General features: G+C 43.7%; 15 protein-coding genes. 9 read left to right on the top strand and 6 right to left on the bottom strand.

The window, feature by feature from the left end:
* Positions 1–165: 165 nt before the first annotated feature.
* From ACTXGH_RS04230 to ACTXGH_RS04245, 4 genes are all read left to right on the top strand, one after another.
* The gene (locus tag ACTXGH_RS04230; RefSeq protein ID WP_439295507.1) at positions 166–660 is read left to right on the top strand and encodes a hypothetical protein; all 495 of its coding nucleotides are present in this window, start codon (positions 166–168) and stop codon (positions 658–660) included.
* A gap of 257 nt (positions 661–917) precedes the next feature.
* Positions 918–1799 carry an N-acetylmuramoyl-L-alanine amidase gene (locus ACTXGH_RS04235; protein ID WP_439295506.1) on the top strand — a complete coding sequence of 294 codons (882 nt, stop codon included), beginning with the start codon at positions 918–920 and terminating at the stop codon, positions 1797–1799.
* A 123-nt stretch (positions 1800–1922) separates the two neighbouring features.
* Complete coding sequence (locus ACTXGH_RS04240; RefSeq protein WP_439295505.1) at positions 1923–2675, top strand: type 1 glutamine amidotransferase; 753 nt, start codon at positions 1923–1925, stop codon at positions 2673–2675.
* 15 nt (positions 2676–2690) lie between these two features.
* Positions 2691–2888 (top strand): hypothetical protein, encoded by a 198-nt coding sequence (locus ACTXGH_RS04245; RefSeq protein ID WP_439295504.1) that lies wholly within the window; start codon positions 2691–2693, stop codon positions 2886–2888.
* A gap of 103 nt (positions 2889–2991) precedes the next feature.
* Here ACTXGH_RS04245 and ACTXGH_RS04250 read toward each other — a convergent pair whose 3' ends face one another.
* Entirely contained in the window at positions 2992–4788 is a 1797-nt protein-coding gene (locus ACTXGH_RS04250; protein WP_443561720.1) for a hypothetical protein, read from the bottom strand.
* Positions 4789–4867: 79 nt separating this feature from the next.
* Between ACTXGH_RS04250 and ACTXGH_RS04255 the strand changes: the two genes are divergently transcribed.
* The 3 genes from ACTXGH_RS04255 to tdh all read left to right on the top strand — a co-directional run bounded on the left by ACTXGH_RS04255 (position 4868) and on the right by tdh (position 7781).
* Positions 4868–5044: a hypothetical protein gene (locus ACTXGH_RS04255; protein WP_439295502.1), complete on the top strand. Its 177-nt coding sequence runs from the start codon at positions 4868–4870 to the stop codon at positions 5042–5044.
* Positions 5045–5477: 433 nt separating this feature from the next.
* The gene (gene kbl, locus ACTXGH_RS04260) at positions 5478–6668 is read left to right on the top strand and encodes a glycine C-acetyltransferase (RefSeq protein ID WP_439295501.1); all 1191 of its coding nucleotides are present in this window, start codon (positions 5478–5480) and stop codon (positions 6666–6668) included.
* Between the two features lie 87 nt (positions 6669–6755).
* A complete protein-coding gene (gene tdh / locus ACTXGH_RS04265; protein ID WP_299218441.1) occupies positions 6756–7781 on the top strand; it encodes an L-threonine 3-dehydrogenase in 1026 nt (341 codons plus the stop codon).
* Between the two features lie 192 nt (positions 7782–7973).
* Here tdh and purL read toward each other — a convergent pair whose 3' ends face one another.
* Complete coding sequence (gene purL, locus ACTXGH_RS04270) at positions 7974–12002, bottom strand: phosphoribosylformylglycinamidine synthase (RefSeq protein ID WP_439295500.1); 4029 nt, start codon at positions 12000–12002, stop codon at positions 7974–7976.
* A gap of 354 nt (positions 12003–12356) precedes the next feature.
* Here purL and ACTXGH_RS04275 point away from each other — a divergent pair, with 354 nt between their 5' ends.
* Positions 12357–12851 (top strand): pyridoxamine 5'-phosphate oxidase family protein, encoded by a 495-nt coding sequence (locus ACTXGH_RS04275; RefSeq protein ID WP_299218447.1) that lies wholly within the window; start codon positions 12357–12359, stop codon positions 12849–12851.
* A 140-nt stretch (positions 12852–12991) separates the two neighbouring features.
* Positions 12992–13486 (top strand): pyridoxamine 5'-phosphate oxidase family protein, encoded by a 495-nt coding sequence (locus ACTXGH_RS04280; protein WP_299218449.1) that lies wholly within the window; start codon positions 12992–12994, stop codon positions 13484–13486.
* Positions 13487–13605: 119 nt separating this feature from the next.
* Here ACTXGH_RS04280 and pgsA read toward each other — a convergent pair whose 3' ends face one another.
* From pgsA to ACTXGH_RS04300, 4 genes are all read right to left on the bottom strand, one after another.
* Positions 13606–14286, bottom strand: a complete 681-nt coding sequence (gene pgsA, locus ACTXGH_RS04285) for a CDP-diacylglycerol--glycerol-3-phosphate 3-phosphatidyltransferase (RefSeq protein WP_299218451.1) — start codon at positions 14284–14286, stop codon at positions 13606–13608.
* 521 nt (positions 14287–14807) lie between these two features.
* On the bottom strand, positions 14808–15779 hold the full coding sequence (locus ACTXGH_RS04290; protein WP_439295499.1) for a GTP-binding protein: 972 nt from the start codon (positions 15777–15779) through the stop codon (positions 14808–14810).
* A 5-nt stretch (positions 15780–15784) separates the two neighbouring features.
* Positions 15785–16072: a hypothetical protein gene (locus ACTXGH_RS04295; RefSeq protein ID WP_439262254.1), complete on the bottom strand. Its 288-nt coding sequence runs from the start codon at positions 16070–16072 to the stop codon at positions 15785–15787.
* 71 nt (positions 16073–16143) lie between these two features.
* Entirely contained in the window at positions 16144–17049 is a 906-nt protein-coding gene (locus ACTXGH_RS04300; RefSeq protein WP_299218457.1) for a polysaccharide deacetylase family protein, read from the bottom strand.
* Positions 17050–17076: the final 27 nt, after the last annotated feature.

Genomic DNA, 17076 nt, shown 5'->3' on the forward strand with positions numbered 1-17076 from the left:
GCATCCGCACTCCATCAGGAATAAAGGTTATATCCGTGTTGTCGTCCATTTGAGTGCGAAAAATCACGCCTCTACTTGCCCTCAGCTGCTTTATTAAAGGCTGAGGGCGGCAAACCATTTATCCCTTTATACCTATTATCGGTTTGCCTTCAAGAATGAAATACTATGACCAATCACAACGCTTCAACCAGACACTCATCAGCAAACAAGTCTTCTCTTATTTTAACGGCACTATTTGCGGGCGCACTCGCCACCGTTATCTTTGATTTCTGGGGTCCATCGCTGTCTCCCATTCTCGGTTTTGCTGAGCTTTCGACCATTAAGCTACCTACCACGATGATCGAGGTTTTGTTCGGTTCAGCGCCAACGGGCACGCCTGAGCTGATTCATTACATCACAGGCTTAATCATCTATCCGTTAGGCTGGTTTATCGTCGTACGTCCTCTGTGGAAGGCTATCATGCCATCGCTTCATTGGACGCTCACGGCTGTGGCTTATGGCATCGTGCTCTGGGTATTTGCACTCTATGTCGTCGCATACCTCATTACTGGGTTGCCACCGTTTCTTGGTTTTACAGAAGTGACTTGGATCGCGCTCGTCGGTCACGTTCTTTACGCTTTAGTATTTGCGTGGGGTGCAGAAACACGTCTATTTAGTTAAACATGGCGCTGCCAGCGCTCATCTCTGCTGTTTTGTATTCAAACAAGTCTTAATTGTCTCAATTTTTTCACTAACAAAATAGGCTAATCAATTCAACCTGTGCATTACGATAATATTTGTGATGCGCTAATATTGACTCGTTGTCTCGAATTTGCGGTAACGACTCATTGATATCATTGATATCCTATCCAAAATCAGAAACAATAGTAGGCTTAGTACCACCCCTCTTATGACTCTCCTTTTATACAGAGCATTTCATGGCAAAAAACATCACCTCTTTAGCACTCGCATCAGTATTAACATCGTTCATGACATTGCCACTCATTGGCTGCGTCGCCACCTCAGAACCACGCTACATTATCGACAGTGAAACCTATCAAGCTCAAGGTAAAAGCGAGCGTATCAAAACCATTGTCCTGCACTATACGGTCTCAGATAATGACAGATCTATAAAAACCTTGACCACTGGCAATGTGAGCGCGCACTATCTGATTTTAAATCAGGGCGATGATAAGATTTATAACTTAGTGCCAGAGTCTGAGCGCGCATGGCATGCCGGTGATAGCGGCTTTGCTGGACGCACCATCTTGAATGACACCTCTATCGGCATCGAAATTGTCAATGCTGGCATTAAACCTGAATATCGAGACGCGCTTAGAAATGGCGAGCTGGAATATCGTCCTTATGAGCACTACGTGGCGTTTGATGAATTGCAGATTAAAAAGGTCGCCACGCTGGTGCAAAACATTGCCACGCGCTATGACATCTCACCAAAAAATATCGTTGGTCACTCTGATATAGCGCCGTCACGCAAAATCGACCCTGGTGCCAAGTTCCCTTGGGAGCGACTGTATAAAGAGTACAGCATTGGCGCTTGGTATGATGAATTTGATAAGCAGTTTTTTATGCATCCAGACGCGTTTGCAGCAGCTACGATACATGAAATTAAGCAAGAATTTCGCAATTACGGTTATCAAATTAATAATAGCGATGAATGGGATAAAGCCAGCCGTGATGTGATTTATGCGTTTCAACTGCATTTCAGATTGCAGCAGCCTACGGGTGAGATGGATTTGGAGACTTACGCGATACTACGCGCACTCAATAAGAAGTATGCTGGTCGTGATAACTTTTATTGAGATTGGGTTCTATAACAAACCCTAGTTTTAAAACCTTAGCAAAACGATGTTCTTTAATTGATATTTGCTAATCAAACTTGCTAATCCATGCTTGTTAATCAATGCTTGCTAATGAGGTATCTTATGACGCTACGCATCCATGCTCTATTTCACACTGATTATGAAGACTTTAACTTTATCAAGCAGTGGGCAAACAGTCACAATCATACTCTTAATGTCAGTCGCTCTTACGATAATGATTCATTGCCTGAGCCCGATAGCTTTGATTGGCTGATTGTCATGGGTGGGCCGATGAGCGTCCATGATGAGGAAAAACACCCTTGGCTCATCAAAGAAAAACGCCTGATAAAACAAACGATTGACGCAGGCAAAACGGTCATCGGTATTTGCTTAGGGGCGCAGCTGATTGCTCATTGTTTGGGCGCTAACGTCCAGTCATCTGGGGTAAAAGAGATCGGTTGGTTGCCGATTCGTTTGACGCCCGCAGGTCAGGCGCATCCTTTATTACAAGATTTACCCAAGCAAGACTTTACCGTGTTTCACTGGCACGGTGAGGGCTTTGACTGTCCAACAGGTGCGAGCATCATTGCGGAAACGGACGCTTGGGCGAATCAAGGTTTTGTTTATCAAACCCCGCTGCATAAAGAACTGGGCACTTGGGTACTAGCTTGGCAATGTCATTTTGAAGTGACTAAAGAGAGCCTTGCCAAGATGGTAATCAATGGTAATAATTCCATTCAAAGTGGGCTGAAAGAATATCCAAACACCGTACAATCACCCGCTGAAATAATCGCGCTGGGTGATAAATATATCGAAGCAAATAACGCAAGGCTATCTGCGATGCTAAATCGGATGGCGGCAAGCGTAAATAAATAATATAAGGAGTCAATCATGAGCAATTCACAACAAGATGAACAACAAGCGCTTGAGAAATATTTAGAAGAAAAAGCTGAGCAAGAGCAGGAAAAACAACAAGAGCCTGAGCAACTCTCTGCGTATGATGCTTGTGTACTAAAAGAGAGTGCTAAGATTCATGAGTTGATTGCTGAAGCTAAAAAGAAGACTAATGAACATTTAGAGGATGAATAATTGGATGATTACTATAGAGTAGGTTGATTTTGACAAACCTTTATACAGAATGAAGGCAAGACATAGCCTACTGTTTGGTATGCTAAACAAGTATTTAAAAAACTCAACGATTAAGTACATCTGTGATATTACGATTGATTGATTTAATACAATCAATAGCTCCATCAAGTAAGAAATCTAAAGCTTTACCATACCCATTGCTGACTGTAGATGTATCAAACCCTAGCTTTTCAAGCACCTCTATAGCTTCCTTTACAGATTCACTAGTTTCATGAGACTCGGCGTTTCTTAAATCATTGTTGACGAATAAGGGTGCCATGGCAAGATTATCTTTTTTCCAATTTGTCATATTTGCTGAACCAGCTAACGCACTTTTATCTTCAAATTGCTCATTCAAATGTTCTAGAATATTTAAAATCCCCTGAAGTATTTTTAGTCCTTTCAAACCAGTTAGCTCACCTTTATCTACGCCTAATGTTCGTAGAACTCTTCTTAAAATCCCTACTTTTAATCTAACTATAATCTCGTTTAGAGTTTTACAGCGTGATAAAAAATCCTGCTGATACATATCTAACGGGGCAACCTGAGCCATACGCTTGATAATTGGAAAATTTTCAAATCCTTCATCGTTATAAGATTCCCGGTCAAACTCACTAAACTGACTAGGGAAAATAATTTCACCGTCAACCGCTTTAACAAGCTTTGGTAAGTTTTCACTTAACTCTATTAACTGTAGTAATAATCTATCTACTTTAGAAACAATATGCTCTTCTGCACTATCTCTTGCTAAAAACTCTTTTTCTGACATCGCATATTGATATGCATGACAAACCTCTTGATCAGGTATACTTTTATATAGCTCATAAAAGGGGATTTTTATTATATTTCTTCCTACTCGTTTACAATCTGTAAATGACCACTGACCTTTATAAGAAGGGCAACTGGAGAAATAATTATAACCTTTGAAAGGTACGGTAACGAATACGTTATTTTTCTCATACTTTTCTAAAAACCTATCATCTAAATAGGCATACTCATTGCTACGAATATCTCTAACTCGCTTGCGCGTAATAGGTTGTGAATCACCAGGCCATACCAACGAATAAATATCCTGCTCACTGCATAACACTGGCGAGATTGCTACAACCGACGCCCATAACTGTAACAGTAGCTTTCCATCAACTTCACGTATATCTAATTTACCCCAGCCATTTCCAATAGTTTTATTATAACGACTACTACCATTCAGTAATTGTCGTACTTCAGGACCATCATCTATATATGCTTCATAGAAGAAAATTCGCACACCATAGCAACCTGTCATCCATAAGTATTTTCTTAGATAATCATTTCGCATTGTCCAATAAACATCTCGCTTGAGTTTAAACTCAAACTCGGAAGCGATATCTCCTTCGGTCACCCCTATGATTGGTCGTGATAAATCATCATAAATTATTTTTTGTTCATCGTTACCTACAACCCTTGGTGACAATCCTAAAGTCATCCACACTTTTTCAGCTAAGTTATAGGAATAACGTGCCCCATCGCCCCATGACGCGACAATATAGTCGTATCCTGACACAGTTGTTTTAATTGGATAAATGCCACCTACTTCATCACAGATTGGCGTAGATGATTTGACTGTACCTTCTGCACTTTCTGATAGCACTTTGAGAAATTGAATATCTTTCTCAGGAACACAAGCCATGAGCATATGTAGATGTTCATATCCATTCTTATACTGATTCTTTTCAAATTGAGTAGTTACATTTATTTTACTATCTGGTATATCGACGCTCTCTTGTGAAAGAAGCGACTTTAAATTTAGCGGTACACAGCTCATTGGTAGAGGGAATTCATTTGTGTAGTCGATTATTTTTGTCATCCAAATAGTATCCATAACGTAAATTCAATAAAGTAAAAATCGCGTCTGTACAAGATTAAATTTCTTAGCAACAATAGATAGTAGCAAGAACACGATGTCACCGCTAGCCCCGTCTGTAGCGGTATCCTGCTTGTTTGGGCGAGTTGCGATGGGTAGGTTTTGGGGTGGCGACGCGGAGCAAGCGACGACCCAAACCGTAGCCAGTGCCTCGCCCAGACTGGCAGATACAAGCGGAAGGCGGGAAATGCTCTCACACAAAACCAAACCCTAAACACAAAAAAGGTGAGCCAAAGCCCACCTTTGCTATATGAAAAACAGTTATCTAAAATAATAATCTAAACCAACTTAGCCTATATCTTAACAAACCCACGCCCGCGCATTACGGAACATCCGCATCCACGCGCCGTCCTCAATCCCAACCCACAGCTTGCCCGTCTGTATATGAGCTAAACAACCCTATATAGTTTTGAAGAAATAGCCCTATCCACCAGCTATTTGAGCTAGTTATTGCAATGGGCTAATGATAAAATCACCGCTTACGGAGTTATAGATAGTATCGCTGCTCGTAGCATATTGTTGGCTTCCCACATCGTTGGTTTGATTGAAGCTTAGGATGATGTGCGACTTTAATAATTTGGTTTTATTAGCAGTTTTCATATCTACATTATCAAGTGGGCTCCCATAATATCAAAAAAGGAATCTTTATGTATCAGGCCTTTCAAAAGCATCTACAGCAAGAAATCAGCGATATACGTGCAGCAGGACTATATAAAACTGAGCGCGTCATCACCTCCCCGCAAGATGCGCTAATCAAGATCGCCGATGGTCGTGAGGTGCTGAACTTCTGTGCCAATAATTACCTTGGATTGTCCGACCACCCTGAGATTAAAAAGGCGGCGATCAAAGCCATCGAAGATTCAGGCTATGGTATGTCATCGGTGCGTTTTATTTGTGGTACGCAAGATTTGCATAAGAAATTAGAGGCGTCGATTTCTAAGTTTTTTAATACCGAAGATACGATTCTTTATGCAGCCTGTTTTGATGCCAATGGCGGTGCATTTGAGCCACTATTGACCAGCGAAGATGCCATTATTTCTGATTCGTTAAATCATGCCTCCATCATCGATGGGGTGCGCCTATGTAAAGCAGCGCGTTATCGCTACGCCAATGCAGATATGCAAGATTTAGAAACGCAATTGCAAGCGGCGCAAGCACAGCGTTTTCGTTTGATTGTCACCGACGGTGTGTTTTCGATGGATGGTAACGTGGCACCGATGGATGAGATTTATGCGTTGGCACAAAAATATGACGCCATGGTAATGATTGATGAGTCGCATTCAGCAGGCGTGGTCGGTCGCACTGGTGGCGGCGTGACTGAATTGTTTGATCTACGCGGTGATATTGAGCTTATCACTGGTACTTTAGGTAAGGCGTTTGGCGGTGCTATCGGCGGCTTTACGACCGGTAAAAAAGAAATTATTGAGATGTTACGTCAACGCTCACGCCCGTATCTGTTTTCAAACTCTATTCCTCCTATGGTGGCGGCGGCTGGGGTTAAAGCATTTGATATGCTGTCTCAAGACAATACCCTACAAGATAAATTGCATGAAAATACGGCCTATTTTGTGAAGCAAATGCAAGATGCCGGCTTCGATATCAAGCCTACCGAATCAGCCATTTGTGCAGTGATGCTTTATGACGCCAATGTCTCCCAGCAAATGGCAAATGCGCTACTTGAAGAAGGTATTTATGTAATTGGCTTCTTCTACCCTGTCGTACCCAAAGACGAGGCGCGCATTCGTGTTCAGCTCTCTGCTGCCCATACTACGGAGCAGCTAGACCAGTGTATCGCTGCGTTTATCAAAGTCGCTAAGCAAATGAAAGTGATTGATTAGAGCGTATTCAACACGCCCTACAAGTAGTTCGGTATTTGCCTACTGAATTCAACAATGAAATGTAATGCAATTAAATAAGAGAGAAGTATGAAAGCACTGGTTAAAGCCCATGATAAAAAAGGCATCTGGATGCAAGATGTGCCAGAACCAAAGGTTGGCATCAATGACGTTAAAATAAAAGTTAAAAAAACCGCCATTTGTGGTACAGATTTGCACATTTATAAATGGGATGAGTGGTCACAAAAAACCATCAAGACGCCGATGATTATCGGACATGAATATGTCGGTATTATTAGTGAAGTGGGTGATGGTGTGAAGCATTTTGAAGTGGGTGACCGAGTCACTGGAGAGGGGCATATCGCTTGCGGACATTGCCGTAACTGTCGCCGTGGTAAGCTACACGTGTGCGAAAACACTATCGGCGTAGGCGTTGACCGCGATGGCGCGTTTGCCGAATATCTGGTAATACCTGCCGATAACGCCATCAAACTTGATGAGCGTATCAGCGACGATATGGCAGCCATTATGGACCCCTTTGGCAACGCCACGCATACCGCTTTATCATTTCCTGTACTTGGGGAGGATGTGCTGATTACGGGTGCAGGGCTGATTGGTTCAATGGCAGCGGCAATTTGCCGCTTTGCAGGAGCGCGTAATATCGTGGCAAGTGATATCAGTGATTATCGCTTGGAGCTTGCCAAAAAAATGGGCGCTACTATGACCGTAAACCCAGCCAAAGGTGAGACCATCGAAGGCGCCATCGATGAGTTAAACATGCACGGCTTTGATGTTGGGCTTGAGATGTCAGGCTCGCCTCAGGCTTTTAATTCGATGATTAATAACATGTATAACGGCTCTAAAATCTCTCTTTTAGGCATTTTACCTAATACCACCACGGTGGATTGGAGCAAGATTATTTTCAAGGCATTAACCCTAAAGGGTATTTATGGCCGTGAGATGTGGGAAACGTGGTATCAGATGGAGCAAATGCTGATTAGCGGTATTGATTTGTCGCCAATCATTACCCATCGCATGCACATTGATGACTTTCAAGAAGGCTTTGATATCATGGAAAGTGGGCAATGCGGTAAGGTGATTTTAAGCTGGGATTGATTTTGGTGGGTTTTGAGAGTCACAAATGTAAGTGACTGAGTCGTGGTTTAGCGCTAACTATAGCGGAACTAACATTACAGTATAACTTTTAACGATTCTCAGAAATCAGCTGCCAAAAGAACTTAACCCCAAACACAAAAAAGGTGAGCCGAAGCTCACCTTTTTTATTATCTAAGATTAATTCAAATTAGCCTAACGCAACCAAGCCCGCGCATTACGGAACATACGCATCCACGCGCCGTCTTCATCCCACTCCTCTGGTTTCCAGCTGTGATTGTAGGCACGTAGCGTCCGCTCAGGATGCGGCATCATGAGGGTGACGCGACCATCGGTGCTACATAGACCCGTGACACCGCCGAGCGAACCGTTTGGATTGAGTGGATAGGTCTCGGTTGGATGACCTTGGCTATCGACATAACGCATGGCGAGCTGACCGTGTTTTGCCATACCGTCGATTTCGGTGTTGTCTAATGTGGCATAGCCTTCACCGTGCGCCACCGCGATTGGCAAGATGCTGTCTTGCATGCCTTTGAACAGGATCGACTTGGTGCGCTCGACTTTGACGTTGACCGTACGCGCTTCAAAGCGAGCGGATTTATTAGCGATGAAGCGTGGAAAGTTTTCCGCACCTGGGATTAAATCTTTGAGCTGCGCCATCATCTGACAACCGTTACAGACGCCAAGTGAAAAGGTATCGGGACGGGCAAAGAAGCGCACAAACTGCATGCGCAATTCATCATGGAACAAGATAGAGTTCGCCCAGCCAGAGCCTGCGCCAAGTACATCACCATAACTAAAGCCACCACAAGCGACCAGACCATCGAAGTCACGTAAGTTGATACGACCTTCTAGCAAGTCACTCATGTGCACATCGACCGCTTCAAAGCCCGCTTGGGTAAAGCCTGCTGCCATCTCTGACTGACCATTGACGCCTTGCTCACGCAAGATAGCGACTCTTGGTTTATTGTCGCGGCTGCCCAAGTACGGTTCTTCGACCTTTTGATTGAGATCAAAGTTTGGTGCAGCGATGAGGCCTTTATGGCTGGCATCGCTAATCAAGTCATACTCTTGCTGCACGCATTCTGGATTATCACGGCGACGGGCGATTTGATAGCTGACCTGACTCCACTCTTGCTGCAGCTCAGAACGGCTAAAGCGTAGGGTATCGTCACCCATGTGCAAAGGCGTCTGGATAATGAGGCTATCTTCCTCAGTACTTTGACCGACGAGGCTTAGCATATCGCTGACATTAAATTCTTCTGCCAGTTGCATCAAGGCCGCGACGTTTTCGGGTAATACTTGAATCACTGCGCCCAGCTCTTCACTGAATAATTGACCGAGCAGATTTTCATCAGCCAATGACAGCTTGATACCTTGACGACTGGTGAATTGCATCTCTGCGATCGTTGCCAGCAAACCACCATCACCGATATCGTGATAGGCGCTAATGACGCCTTGTGCGTTGCCCGCTTGGATAAAGCTAAAGAAGTCGATTAAATCGCTAGGCTTATCAAGGTCTGGACACTCATTACCCAATTGGCTTGCTGTTTGTGCAAGGATTGAACCGCCGAGGCGCAATTTACCTTTTGATAAATCAATACGGTAGAACGCGCTATCGCCGTTAATCAATTCTGGCGTTAAGGTTTTTGCCACGTCGACAACAGGAGCAAACGCGGTAATCACAAGGCTCATTGGCGAGACGACTGATTTGTCTTGGCTTTGATTGTCAGCGTCTTCGTCACTCCAGTTGGCACGCATCGATAGCGAATCTTTACCAACTGGGATAGCAATACCGAGTGCTGGGCATAGCTCTTCACCGACAGTATGTACCGCGTCGAATAATGCCGCATCTTCCGCGTCATCACCGCAAGCGGCCATCCAGTTCGCTGACATGGTGATATCAGACAGCTGCGCAATACGCGCACCGGCGATATTAGTAATCGCCTCACCGACCGCTAAGCGCGCAGAGGCTTTAGGGCTAATCAAGGCGACTGGCGTACGCTCGCCAACGCTCATCGCCTCTCCAGTCATAGGTTGATCATCTAACGCAATCAAACCTGATGCCGTCACCGCGCAGTCAGCGACTGGCACCTGATAGCGACCCACATACTGATCACGCACCACCATACCAGTGATAGAACGGTCACCAATGCTGATTAGGAATGATTTACTGGCAACGGTTGGATGACGTAGCACGTCTTTAATGGATTCGGACAAATTAAAGTTATTAAGCTCTAACGCTGGCAACGTACTCTCTTGACGCTCAAAGCTACGCTGCATTTTTGGTGTACCACCGAGCAACACTTGCATCGGCATATCAACTGGCTGCTCAGAGAGCAACTCATCATTAACGACCAGCTGACGTACTTCCGTCGCTTCCCCTAAGATGGCATACGGGCAGCGCTCACGGGCACAGATCGCATTGAACTGATCTTTACTCTCTGGGCGAATCGCTAGTACATAGCGCTCTTGTGCTTCGTTTGACCAAATCGCCATCGGCGACATGCCAGCTTCTAACGACGGGATTTTACGTAGATTGAGCACCGCGCCCATTTCATGATCATTGACCAGCTCTGGCATCGCATTAGACAGACCACCGGCTCCGACGTCGTGGAGAGAAACAATTGGGTTGCCGTCTTGACTGTTGTTACTGACATCGCCATTATTGTCTGACTGTCCATTACCAGCAAGCGCCCAACAGCGATCAAGGACTTCCTGACAGCGACGCTCCATCTCTGCGTTATCACGCTGCACTGAGGCGAAGTCCAATCCTTCATCTAGCTCACCACTATCGACCGACGATGCTGCCCCGCCGCCAAGACCAATCTGCATCGCAGGGCCACCTAGGACGATAAGCAAATCACCTTGTTGAATGGCGTTTTTCTCAATGAGGTTACGTTTGATATTGCCGTAACCACCTGCCAGCATGATCGGTTTATGGTAACCGCGCATCTCACTACCGTCTTTGGCGGCTGACGTATCAAGTTGAAAACTACGGAAGTAACCGCAGAGGTTTGGACGACCAAATTCGTTTGAGAAGTTGGCACTACCTAATGGGGCTTCTGTCATAATCTCAAGGCTGGTCGCCATACGATCCGGCGTACCATAATCCTGCGTGCTTAATTGACCTGATGTCTCCCACTTTTCCGCAAGCTCTGGGATATGCAGATGTGACACATGGAAACCAGTCAGACCAGCTTTTGGCTTACCGCCGCGGCCCGTTGCACCTTCATCACGAATTTCACCGCCTGCGCCCGTCGCTGCGCCTGCATAAGGGGCAATCGCGGTTGGATGGTTATGGGTTTCGACTTTCATTAAGATATCGATTTCTTCTTGATGAAAATTGTAAGGATGGGCAGCATTAGGATCTTGAGCATCAGTAGGAATGGAATAAAAACGCATCCCCTCTGCCCCTGCCATCACCGCAGCGTTGTCTTTATAAGCAGACAAGATACCTTGTGGATTCGACTGATAAGTATTCTTAATCATTTGGAACAAGGATTTTGGCTGTATCTCGCCATCAACTGTCCATTCGGCATTAAAGATTTTATGACGGCAATGCTCTGAGTTGGCCTGTGCAAACATCATCAGCTCAACGTCAGTTGGATTGCGCTTTAGCTCATTGACGTAAGCATTCATCAGATAATCGATATCTTCACTCGATAACGCAAAGCCAAACTCTGTGTTGGCTGACTCTAGTGCTGACTGACCTTGTCCAATCACATCGATATGATTGAGCGAAGCTGGGGCTTCATCGTCAAACAATTTATCTACATCATTTAAGTCATAAACCAAGCTCTGGGTCATACGGTCAAACAACAATTGCTCAGCGGCAGCAGGCAATGTTGTACTTATCTCACCGTCTGTTGTTCCATCAAGGGTTAGCGTATAAACAATCACCCGCTCGACACGATTGATCTTAATGTCACAGTTATTAAAAATATCGGTCGCTTTACTGGCCCACGGTGAAATCGTACCAAAACGTGGACTAACAATCACTTGTAATTGGCTGTCTTGCGGGGTGGTAAGTTGGGCATCCTCTTTAATACCAAACAGGTCCAGCGCTTTTTTCTGCTCATCACCTTCAAGTTTGCGTGATAATACATACACTTGCTGGGTATGAATTTGGCTGACATTTAGCTCGGTTTTTTGCTGAAACTGACTGATGAGTTGCTGCGTCTGAAAATCGGTAAGAAACGGTTGTCCGGCGATGGTCATCATAAAGGCATAATCCGTAAGATCAAGGCATCTCTGCCATGCAAAGTAAATGGTCCGTGTATTATAACAAGAAGGCTAATAATAAGCAGGGGTAAACCATGATAAATTGCCCACCCTACTTATAAATAATTTCTGAGCTGTTGTTACAATATCTATTTCTTTTTATCAGCAAACTTTTGCCTAATCTGACACATTTTTTACTTAACTCTTATACGTTTTACAAACGCTCACATCGTCTTACGGGCAACCTATATAATCAGGCAGGCAACTATCGTTATTCTACAACCAGCTAATAATTAAAACCATTAACACAGTTTTCACAATAATTTCAATTTTAACGTAATAAGGATATCTATTATGAATAAACAAGAACAAATCGATAAAATCCAAGACGTAATTAAAGACGTAAAGTTTGCCATGATGAGCACTATTAATAGTAAAGGTGATGTGCATGCATGGCCGATGACGACGAGTGAAGCCAGTATCGCTGATAAAGAGATTTGGTTTATCGGTGACAAAACCTCAGATGTCGTAAAAGATATTCAAGACAATCAAAAAATAGGCTTGTCTTATGCCACTCAAGACGAAAAAGACTATGTTTCTGTCAGTGCCAATGCAGAGCTGCCAACAGATAAAGATAAGCTAGATGAGCTATGGTCACCTGTCTACAATGCGTTTTTTGAGCACGGTAAAGAAGACCCAAATGTACAACTTATTAAAGTAGTACCACATGGCGTAGAATGCTGGTTGAGTGGTAGCTCTACTGTAAACATGTTTAAGATGGCTACAGCCGCGGTACAAGATGGTAAGACTGCAGAAGATATTGGCGAGCAGTTCTCTGTATCTTTATAATATAAGCGTCTTTTATATTGTAAAAACGAGCAGTTTGATGACTTGAGACGCCAGTAAGCCATTGTTTATTGGCGTTTTTATAGTATGTAAGTTTTATAGCATGTAAACCTCAATATTTTAAATAGTAAAGGACAACTATTATGAGTAAACAAGAAAAGATGGATAAAATCCAAGCGATGGTAAACAATATCAAGTATACGATGATGACCACTCGCAATCATGAAAACCACCTCCATTCGTGCCCAATGAACACCACAGAAACCAGCATCGGTGCTAAAGAGATTTGGTTTATCGGTCACACACCTTCTGACACTGTTGATAATATTAATAAGAACCCAGAAGTAAACTTGGCTTACGTCAGCCAAGATGATAAAAGCTATTTGTCTATCACTGGTAAGGCTGAATTGATCGAAGATCGAGAAAAGCTTGATGAGCTGTGGTCAGTAATGTACAACGCTTATTTTGAACAAGGTAAAGAAGACCCAGGGGTACAGCTAATCAAAGTCGTTCCTCATGGTGCAGAATATTGGGAAAATGGTAACGCCATTACTAGCGCTGTTAAAATGACGGCAGCGGCAGTCACAGATACTGCTATTGAAAAGAGTTTGGGTGAGAATTTTTCAGTAGAACTCTGATGATTTGTTTAGACATCATTAGATGTTATACATAAAAAAAGCCAGTGCGATAAGCGACTGGCTTTTTTATGCAAGATTGTGCACGTAAATGAAATTAAATCAGTATTAACACGCTCTATCTAACCACTTTGTTTTAAATATGGCCATGCTGCTTTTAGATAAATAAACATGGACCACAAAGTTAAAATCACTGCAGCGACCATCAGTACATACCCTATCATCTCAAGCGACTCCCAGTTTAATAGAAGCACAGTGATGGCTATCATCTGAAACGTCGTCTTAAGCTTACCTACATACGAGACCGCCACACTAGTACGATTACCAAGCTCTGCCATCCACTCCCTTAATGCCGATACTGCAATCTCACGAGAGATAATCACAATCGCTGCTATCGCCATAATGATATTAGGATGCCACTGTACCAAAATAATCAGCGCTGCTGCTACCATCAGTTTATCAGCGACTGGATCTAAAAACCGTCCAAAAGCCGACATCACATTAAGCTTACGAGCAAAGTAGCCATCGAGCCAATCTGTAATGGCAGCGACAACAAACACCCCAGTTAACAATAAATGCCGTAGTAAACTGTCACTAAACTCACTCATTCCTACCCGCGCGATGACATTGTCTGAGATGGCAGGCATGCCAATACCCATGGCTGGTGGCCAGTAAGCTATCGCTACAAACAATGGAATCATCAAAATACGCGCAATAGTAAGATTATTGGGTAGATTAAAAATGCTTTTGTCGTTTTGCGGTTGTAGCGGCTCTTTTGTATGCAGTTGTGTGCTTTCGGTCATGGTAAGCCTAGTGTTATATAGACATAAGAATGCCTGCTAGCTTAGCATTTTTCTTGTATTGCGTCATGCCATCTTCTGCGAGTTTATCGATACTATTTTGAGAGAAAACGTTTATTGAACGAAAAGTTCTAACAAATAAAATATTTCAAAATGTGACATTGTATTAAAACTCTCTTAAGAGTAACTTCATGTAATTTAAGTAGCCAATTAAGGAGAACATCAGGTAATATAAATATATTAGAAGAAACAGTTGTACACTGAGTTTTCACTCCAAATTATAACTGTTTATGTTTCTGATAACGCTAGAATCTCTATAAAAATAATAAGTTTTTACTGTAATTGTAGACACACTACATACTCAGTTTTCCTCAGCCCACAGTTTCCTCCTCTGTGGGTCTTTTTTTGTCTTAAATTTCTGAACCCTATTTATCAAAATCTCTAAACTCTATTTATTAAAATTATAGTAACTTAATGATTTTGCCACTACCTATTAAAAACTTATATAAGTATATACTTCGCTTTTAGCGCTGTTCTCCAAAAAAAGAGGACAAAGAAGCGAGCAATGCTTCTTGATTTATACCTTCCCCTATAAATACGATATCTTTGGATGTAAAACTACTTCTGACAGCAGGGAGAATCTCAGGTTGCTGCATGACTTTGCGTACAGATTGTAGCAATAGCGGACCTTCATCCGTGTGCAAAACGCCCTTGACTCGCAGAATCGTATCACCCCGCGCATGCAGCAACGCCGATAGCCAAACGGTAAACTCAACCCAACCGACTTCTTTAGGAATCGGCAGCGAAACCACAGTCGTCGGAGCAACCCCATTGACAAGAGTCGTCTCATAGATTTCGGTCGGCGCTGGTAGTTTAGGTACAGGGCTTTCGACGCCGAATGTGGATAAGGAGATTGGGACAGCTGGATTAATGTTACTAATAGTCGAGACAAGGTTTGATAGGGACTGCTCAGCTACTTCTTTTGATTTTGCAATGACAATGCGATCAGCCGACAGTATCTGCTGACGACACAATGCATCAGTCTTTAGCGCCATATGAAAATGTAGCGCATCAGCCATAATAACCGTTTCTTTGAGCGCAAAATGGTAAATGAGAATCGGATGCTCTTTGATGGCGACTATGATTTCTTTGGGATCAGCCAAACCACTGGTTTCTATAATCAAGGTATCAGAAATAAGAGCATCAGCCAAATCGCTTGTTTGTCCGTTCGTTCTGGATTCGGCAACCGTAAGCAGTGCTGATATGAGCTCCTCTTTGCCTTTTGGGGTACCCGCGGTTCCAGTCAGAACGTTGACACTCATTGCTTCGCCCAACAGCAAATCATCAACAGGCTGCTCGGCCGCTTCTTGGGTGAATACTTGAGCACGGCCAAACCTCTTAGTAAAAAGCGCATGCCGCAGCCACGTGGTCTTACCTGAACCCAGATAGCCGCTTAGTAGAACGATATTGAGACGATTGTCTTGTGAGGTTTGCATTAAAGTCAAGCCATAGAGTGAGGTGCTAACGGATCGATTGCAAAGCCTTGACGACGTTCTACTTCAGCCCACAGCTCAGTTAGATTATCAACCATGACGCGGGCCCCGCCTGGACATATCAGCTGAAGCTGCGGAATTACCCCATCAGCATAAACGGAGAACCCATAAGGTTTTAGCACCCGCTTTAAGACAGACATTCTTTGAAACATTGCTCTCATGCGAATGCTGCCTTTTTGAGCGCCTGCTTCTGTCCAATGCCCTGGGGCAGCTGGGTTTCCACATCCATTACACATGACTCTTCTCCCTATAAGTGACCAGTATTTTAACAATGCCACCAAGATCCATAAATTTATCAATGCAGCGTTCAAATAACTTCCGGACGCTTACCACCTTCAAATGGGAAACGTGTGCGAAAATCAGCAGCGATATCTTCGAATGGCATCCAAACAACCCCTTCATGACCGTTGATATAGTCAATTAGACGCTCAAGCATCATGAGTACATGTGGACGTCCAGAGACATCCGGATGAATCGTGAAGGGAAACACGGCATAGTCCATATTACGGTAGACCCAGTCAAACTGATCACGCCACATTTGCTCGATATCGCGTGGGTTGACAAATCCATGACTGTTAGGGACATTTTTCATAAACAGCATTGGGGGTAAATCATCCACACACCAGTTGGCAGCAATCTCGACCAAATCGATCTCGTCGCCATGGGTCATAGGATGCATCCATTCTTCTGCAGTTTTTGAGTAGTCAATAACGTTCCAATCATCGCCAACTCGAGCATAGAAAGGCTGAAAATCACGGTAACCTTGGCTATGGTCATATTTAAAATTATATTTGGCTAAGATTTCAGGGGTCGCAGCTGACATCTCCCACCACGGTGCCACATAGCCACGCGGGCTTTGACCTGTCAGCTTAGTAATCAGCTCAACCGACTTTTCCATGACTGCCTCTTCTTGAGCGCGGGTCATGGCAATGGGGTTCTCGTGCAAGTAACCATGCGCGCCTACTTCGTGACCATGATCGACAATCATTTTGGCAATGTCTGGAAAAGTTTCGATACTATGACCAGGAATAAAAAACGAGGTGCGTAGATCGTATTTTTTAAATAACCTTAATAGCCGTGGTACACCAACTTCAGATGCCCAGACGCCGCGCTGAATGTCTGAGGGGCTATCCCCACCACCGTACGATCCAATCCATCCTGCTACTGAATCTACATCTGTACCAAAGCCACATATAATGGTTTTTTTACTCATGTCTCACTCCTTTGATGGTATAGGTTA

This window comes from Psychrobacter sp. 1Y10 (genome assembly GCF_052259005.1).
Lineage (GTDB): Bacteria > Pseudomonadota > Gammaproteobacteria > Pseudomonadales > Moraxellaceae > Psychrobacter > Psychrobacter saeujeotis.

Bases quoted from the DNA above. Each gene is read 5' to 3' on its own strand.
- ACTXGH_RS04230 (WP_439295507.1), top strand. From the start codon at position 166: ATGACCAATCACAACGCTTCAACCAGACACTCATCAGCAAACAAGTCT.
- ACTXGH_RS04235 (WP_439295506.1), top strand. From the start codon at position 918: ATGGCAAAAAACATCACCTCTTTAGCACTCGCATCAGTATTAACATCG.
- ACTXGH_RS04240 (WP_439295505.1), top strand. From the start codon at position 1,923: ATGACGCTACGCATCCATGCTCTATTTCACACTGATTATGAAGACTTT.
- ACTXGH_RS04245 (WP_439295504.1), top strand. From the start codon at position 2,691: ATGAGCAATTCACAACAAGATGAACAACAAGCGCTTGAGAAATATTTA.
- ACTXGH_RS04250 (WP_443561720.1), bottom strand. From the start codon at position 4,788: ATGGATACTATTTGGATGACAAAAATAATCGACTACACAAATGAATTC.
- ACTXGH_RS04255 (WP_439295502.1), top strand. From the start codon at position 4,868: ATGTCACCGCTAGCCCCGTCTGTAGCGGTATCCTGCTTGTTTGGGCGA.
- kbl (WP_439295501.1), top strand. From the start codon at position 5,478: ATGTATCAGGCCTTTCAAAAGCATCTACAGCAAGAAATCAGCGATATA.
- tdh (WP_299218441.1), top strand. From the start codon at position 6,756: ATGAAAGCACTGGTTAAAGCCCATGATAAAAAAGGCATCTGGATGCAA.
- purL (WP_439295500.1), bottom strand. From the start codon at position 12,002: ATGATGACCATCGCCGGACAACCGTTTCTTACCGATTTTCAGACGCAG.
- ACTXGH_RS04275 (WP_299218447.1), top strand. From the start codon at position 12,357: ATGAATAAACAAGAACAAATCGATAAAATCCAAGACGTAATTAAAGAC.
- ACTXGH_RS04280 (WP_299218449.1), top strand. From the start codon at position 12,992: ATGAGTAAACAAGAAAAGATGGATAAAATCCAAGCGATGGTAAACAAT.
- pgsA (WP_299218451.1), bottom strand. From the start codon at position 14,286: ATGACCGAAAGCACACAACTGCATACAAAAGAGCCGCTACAACCGCAA.
- ACTXGH_RS04290 (WP_439295499.1), bottom strand. From the start codon at position 15,779: ATGCAAACCTCACAAGACAATCGTCTCAATATCGTTCTACTAAGCGGC.
- ACTXGH_RS04295 (WP_439262254.1), bottom strand. From the start codon at position 16,072: ATGTGTAATGGATGTGGAAACCCAGCTGCCCCAGGGCATTGGACAGAA.
- ACTXGH_RS04300 (WP_299218457.1), bottom strand. From the start codon at position 17,049: ATGAGTAAAAAAACCATTATATGTGGCTTTGGTACAGATGTAGATTCA.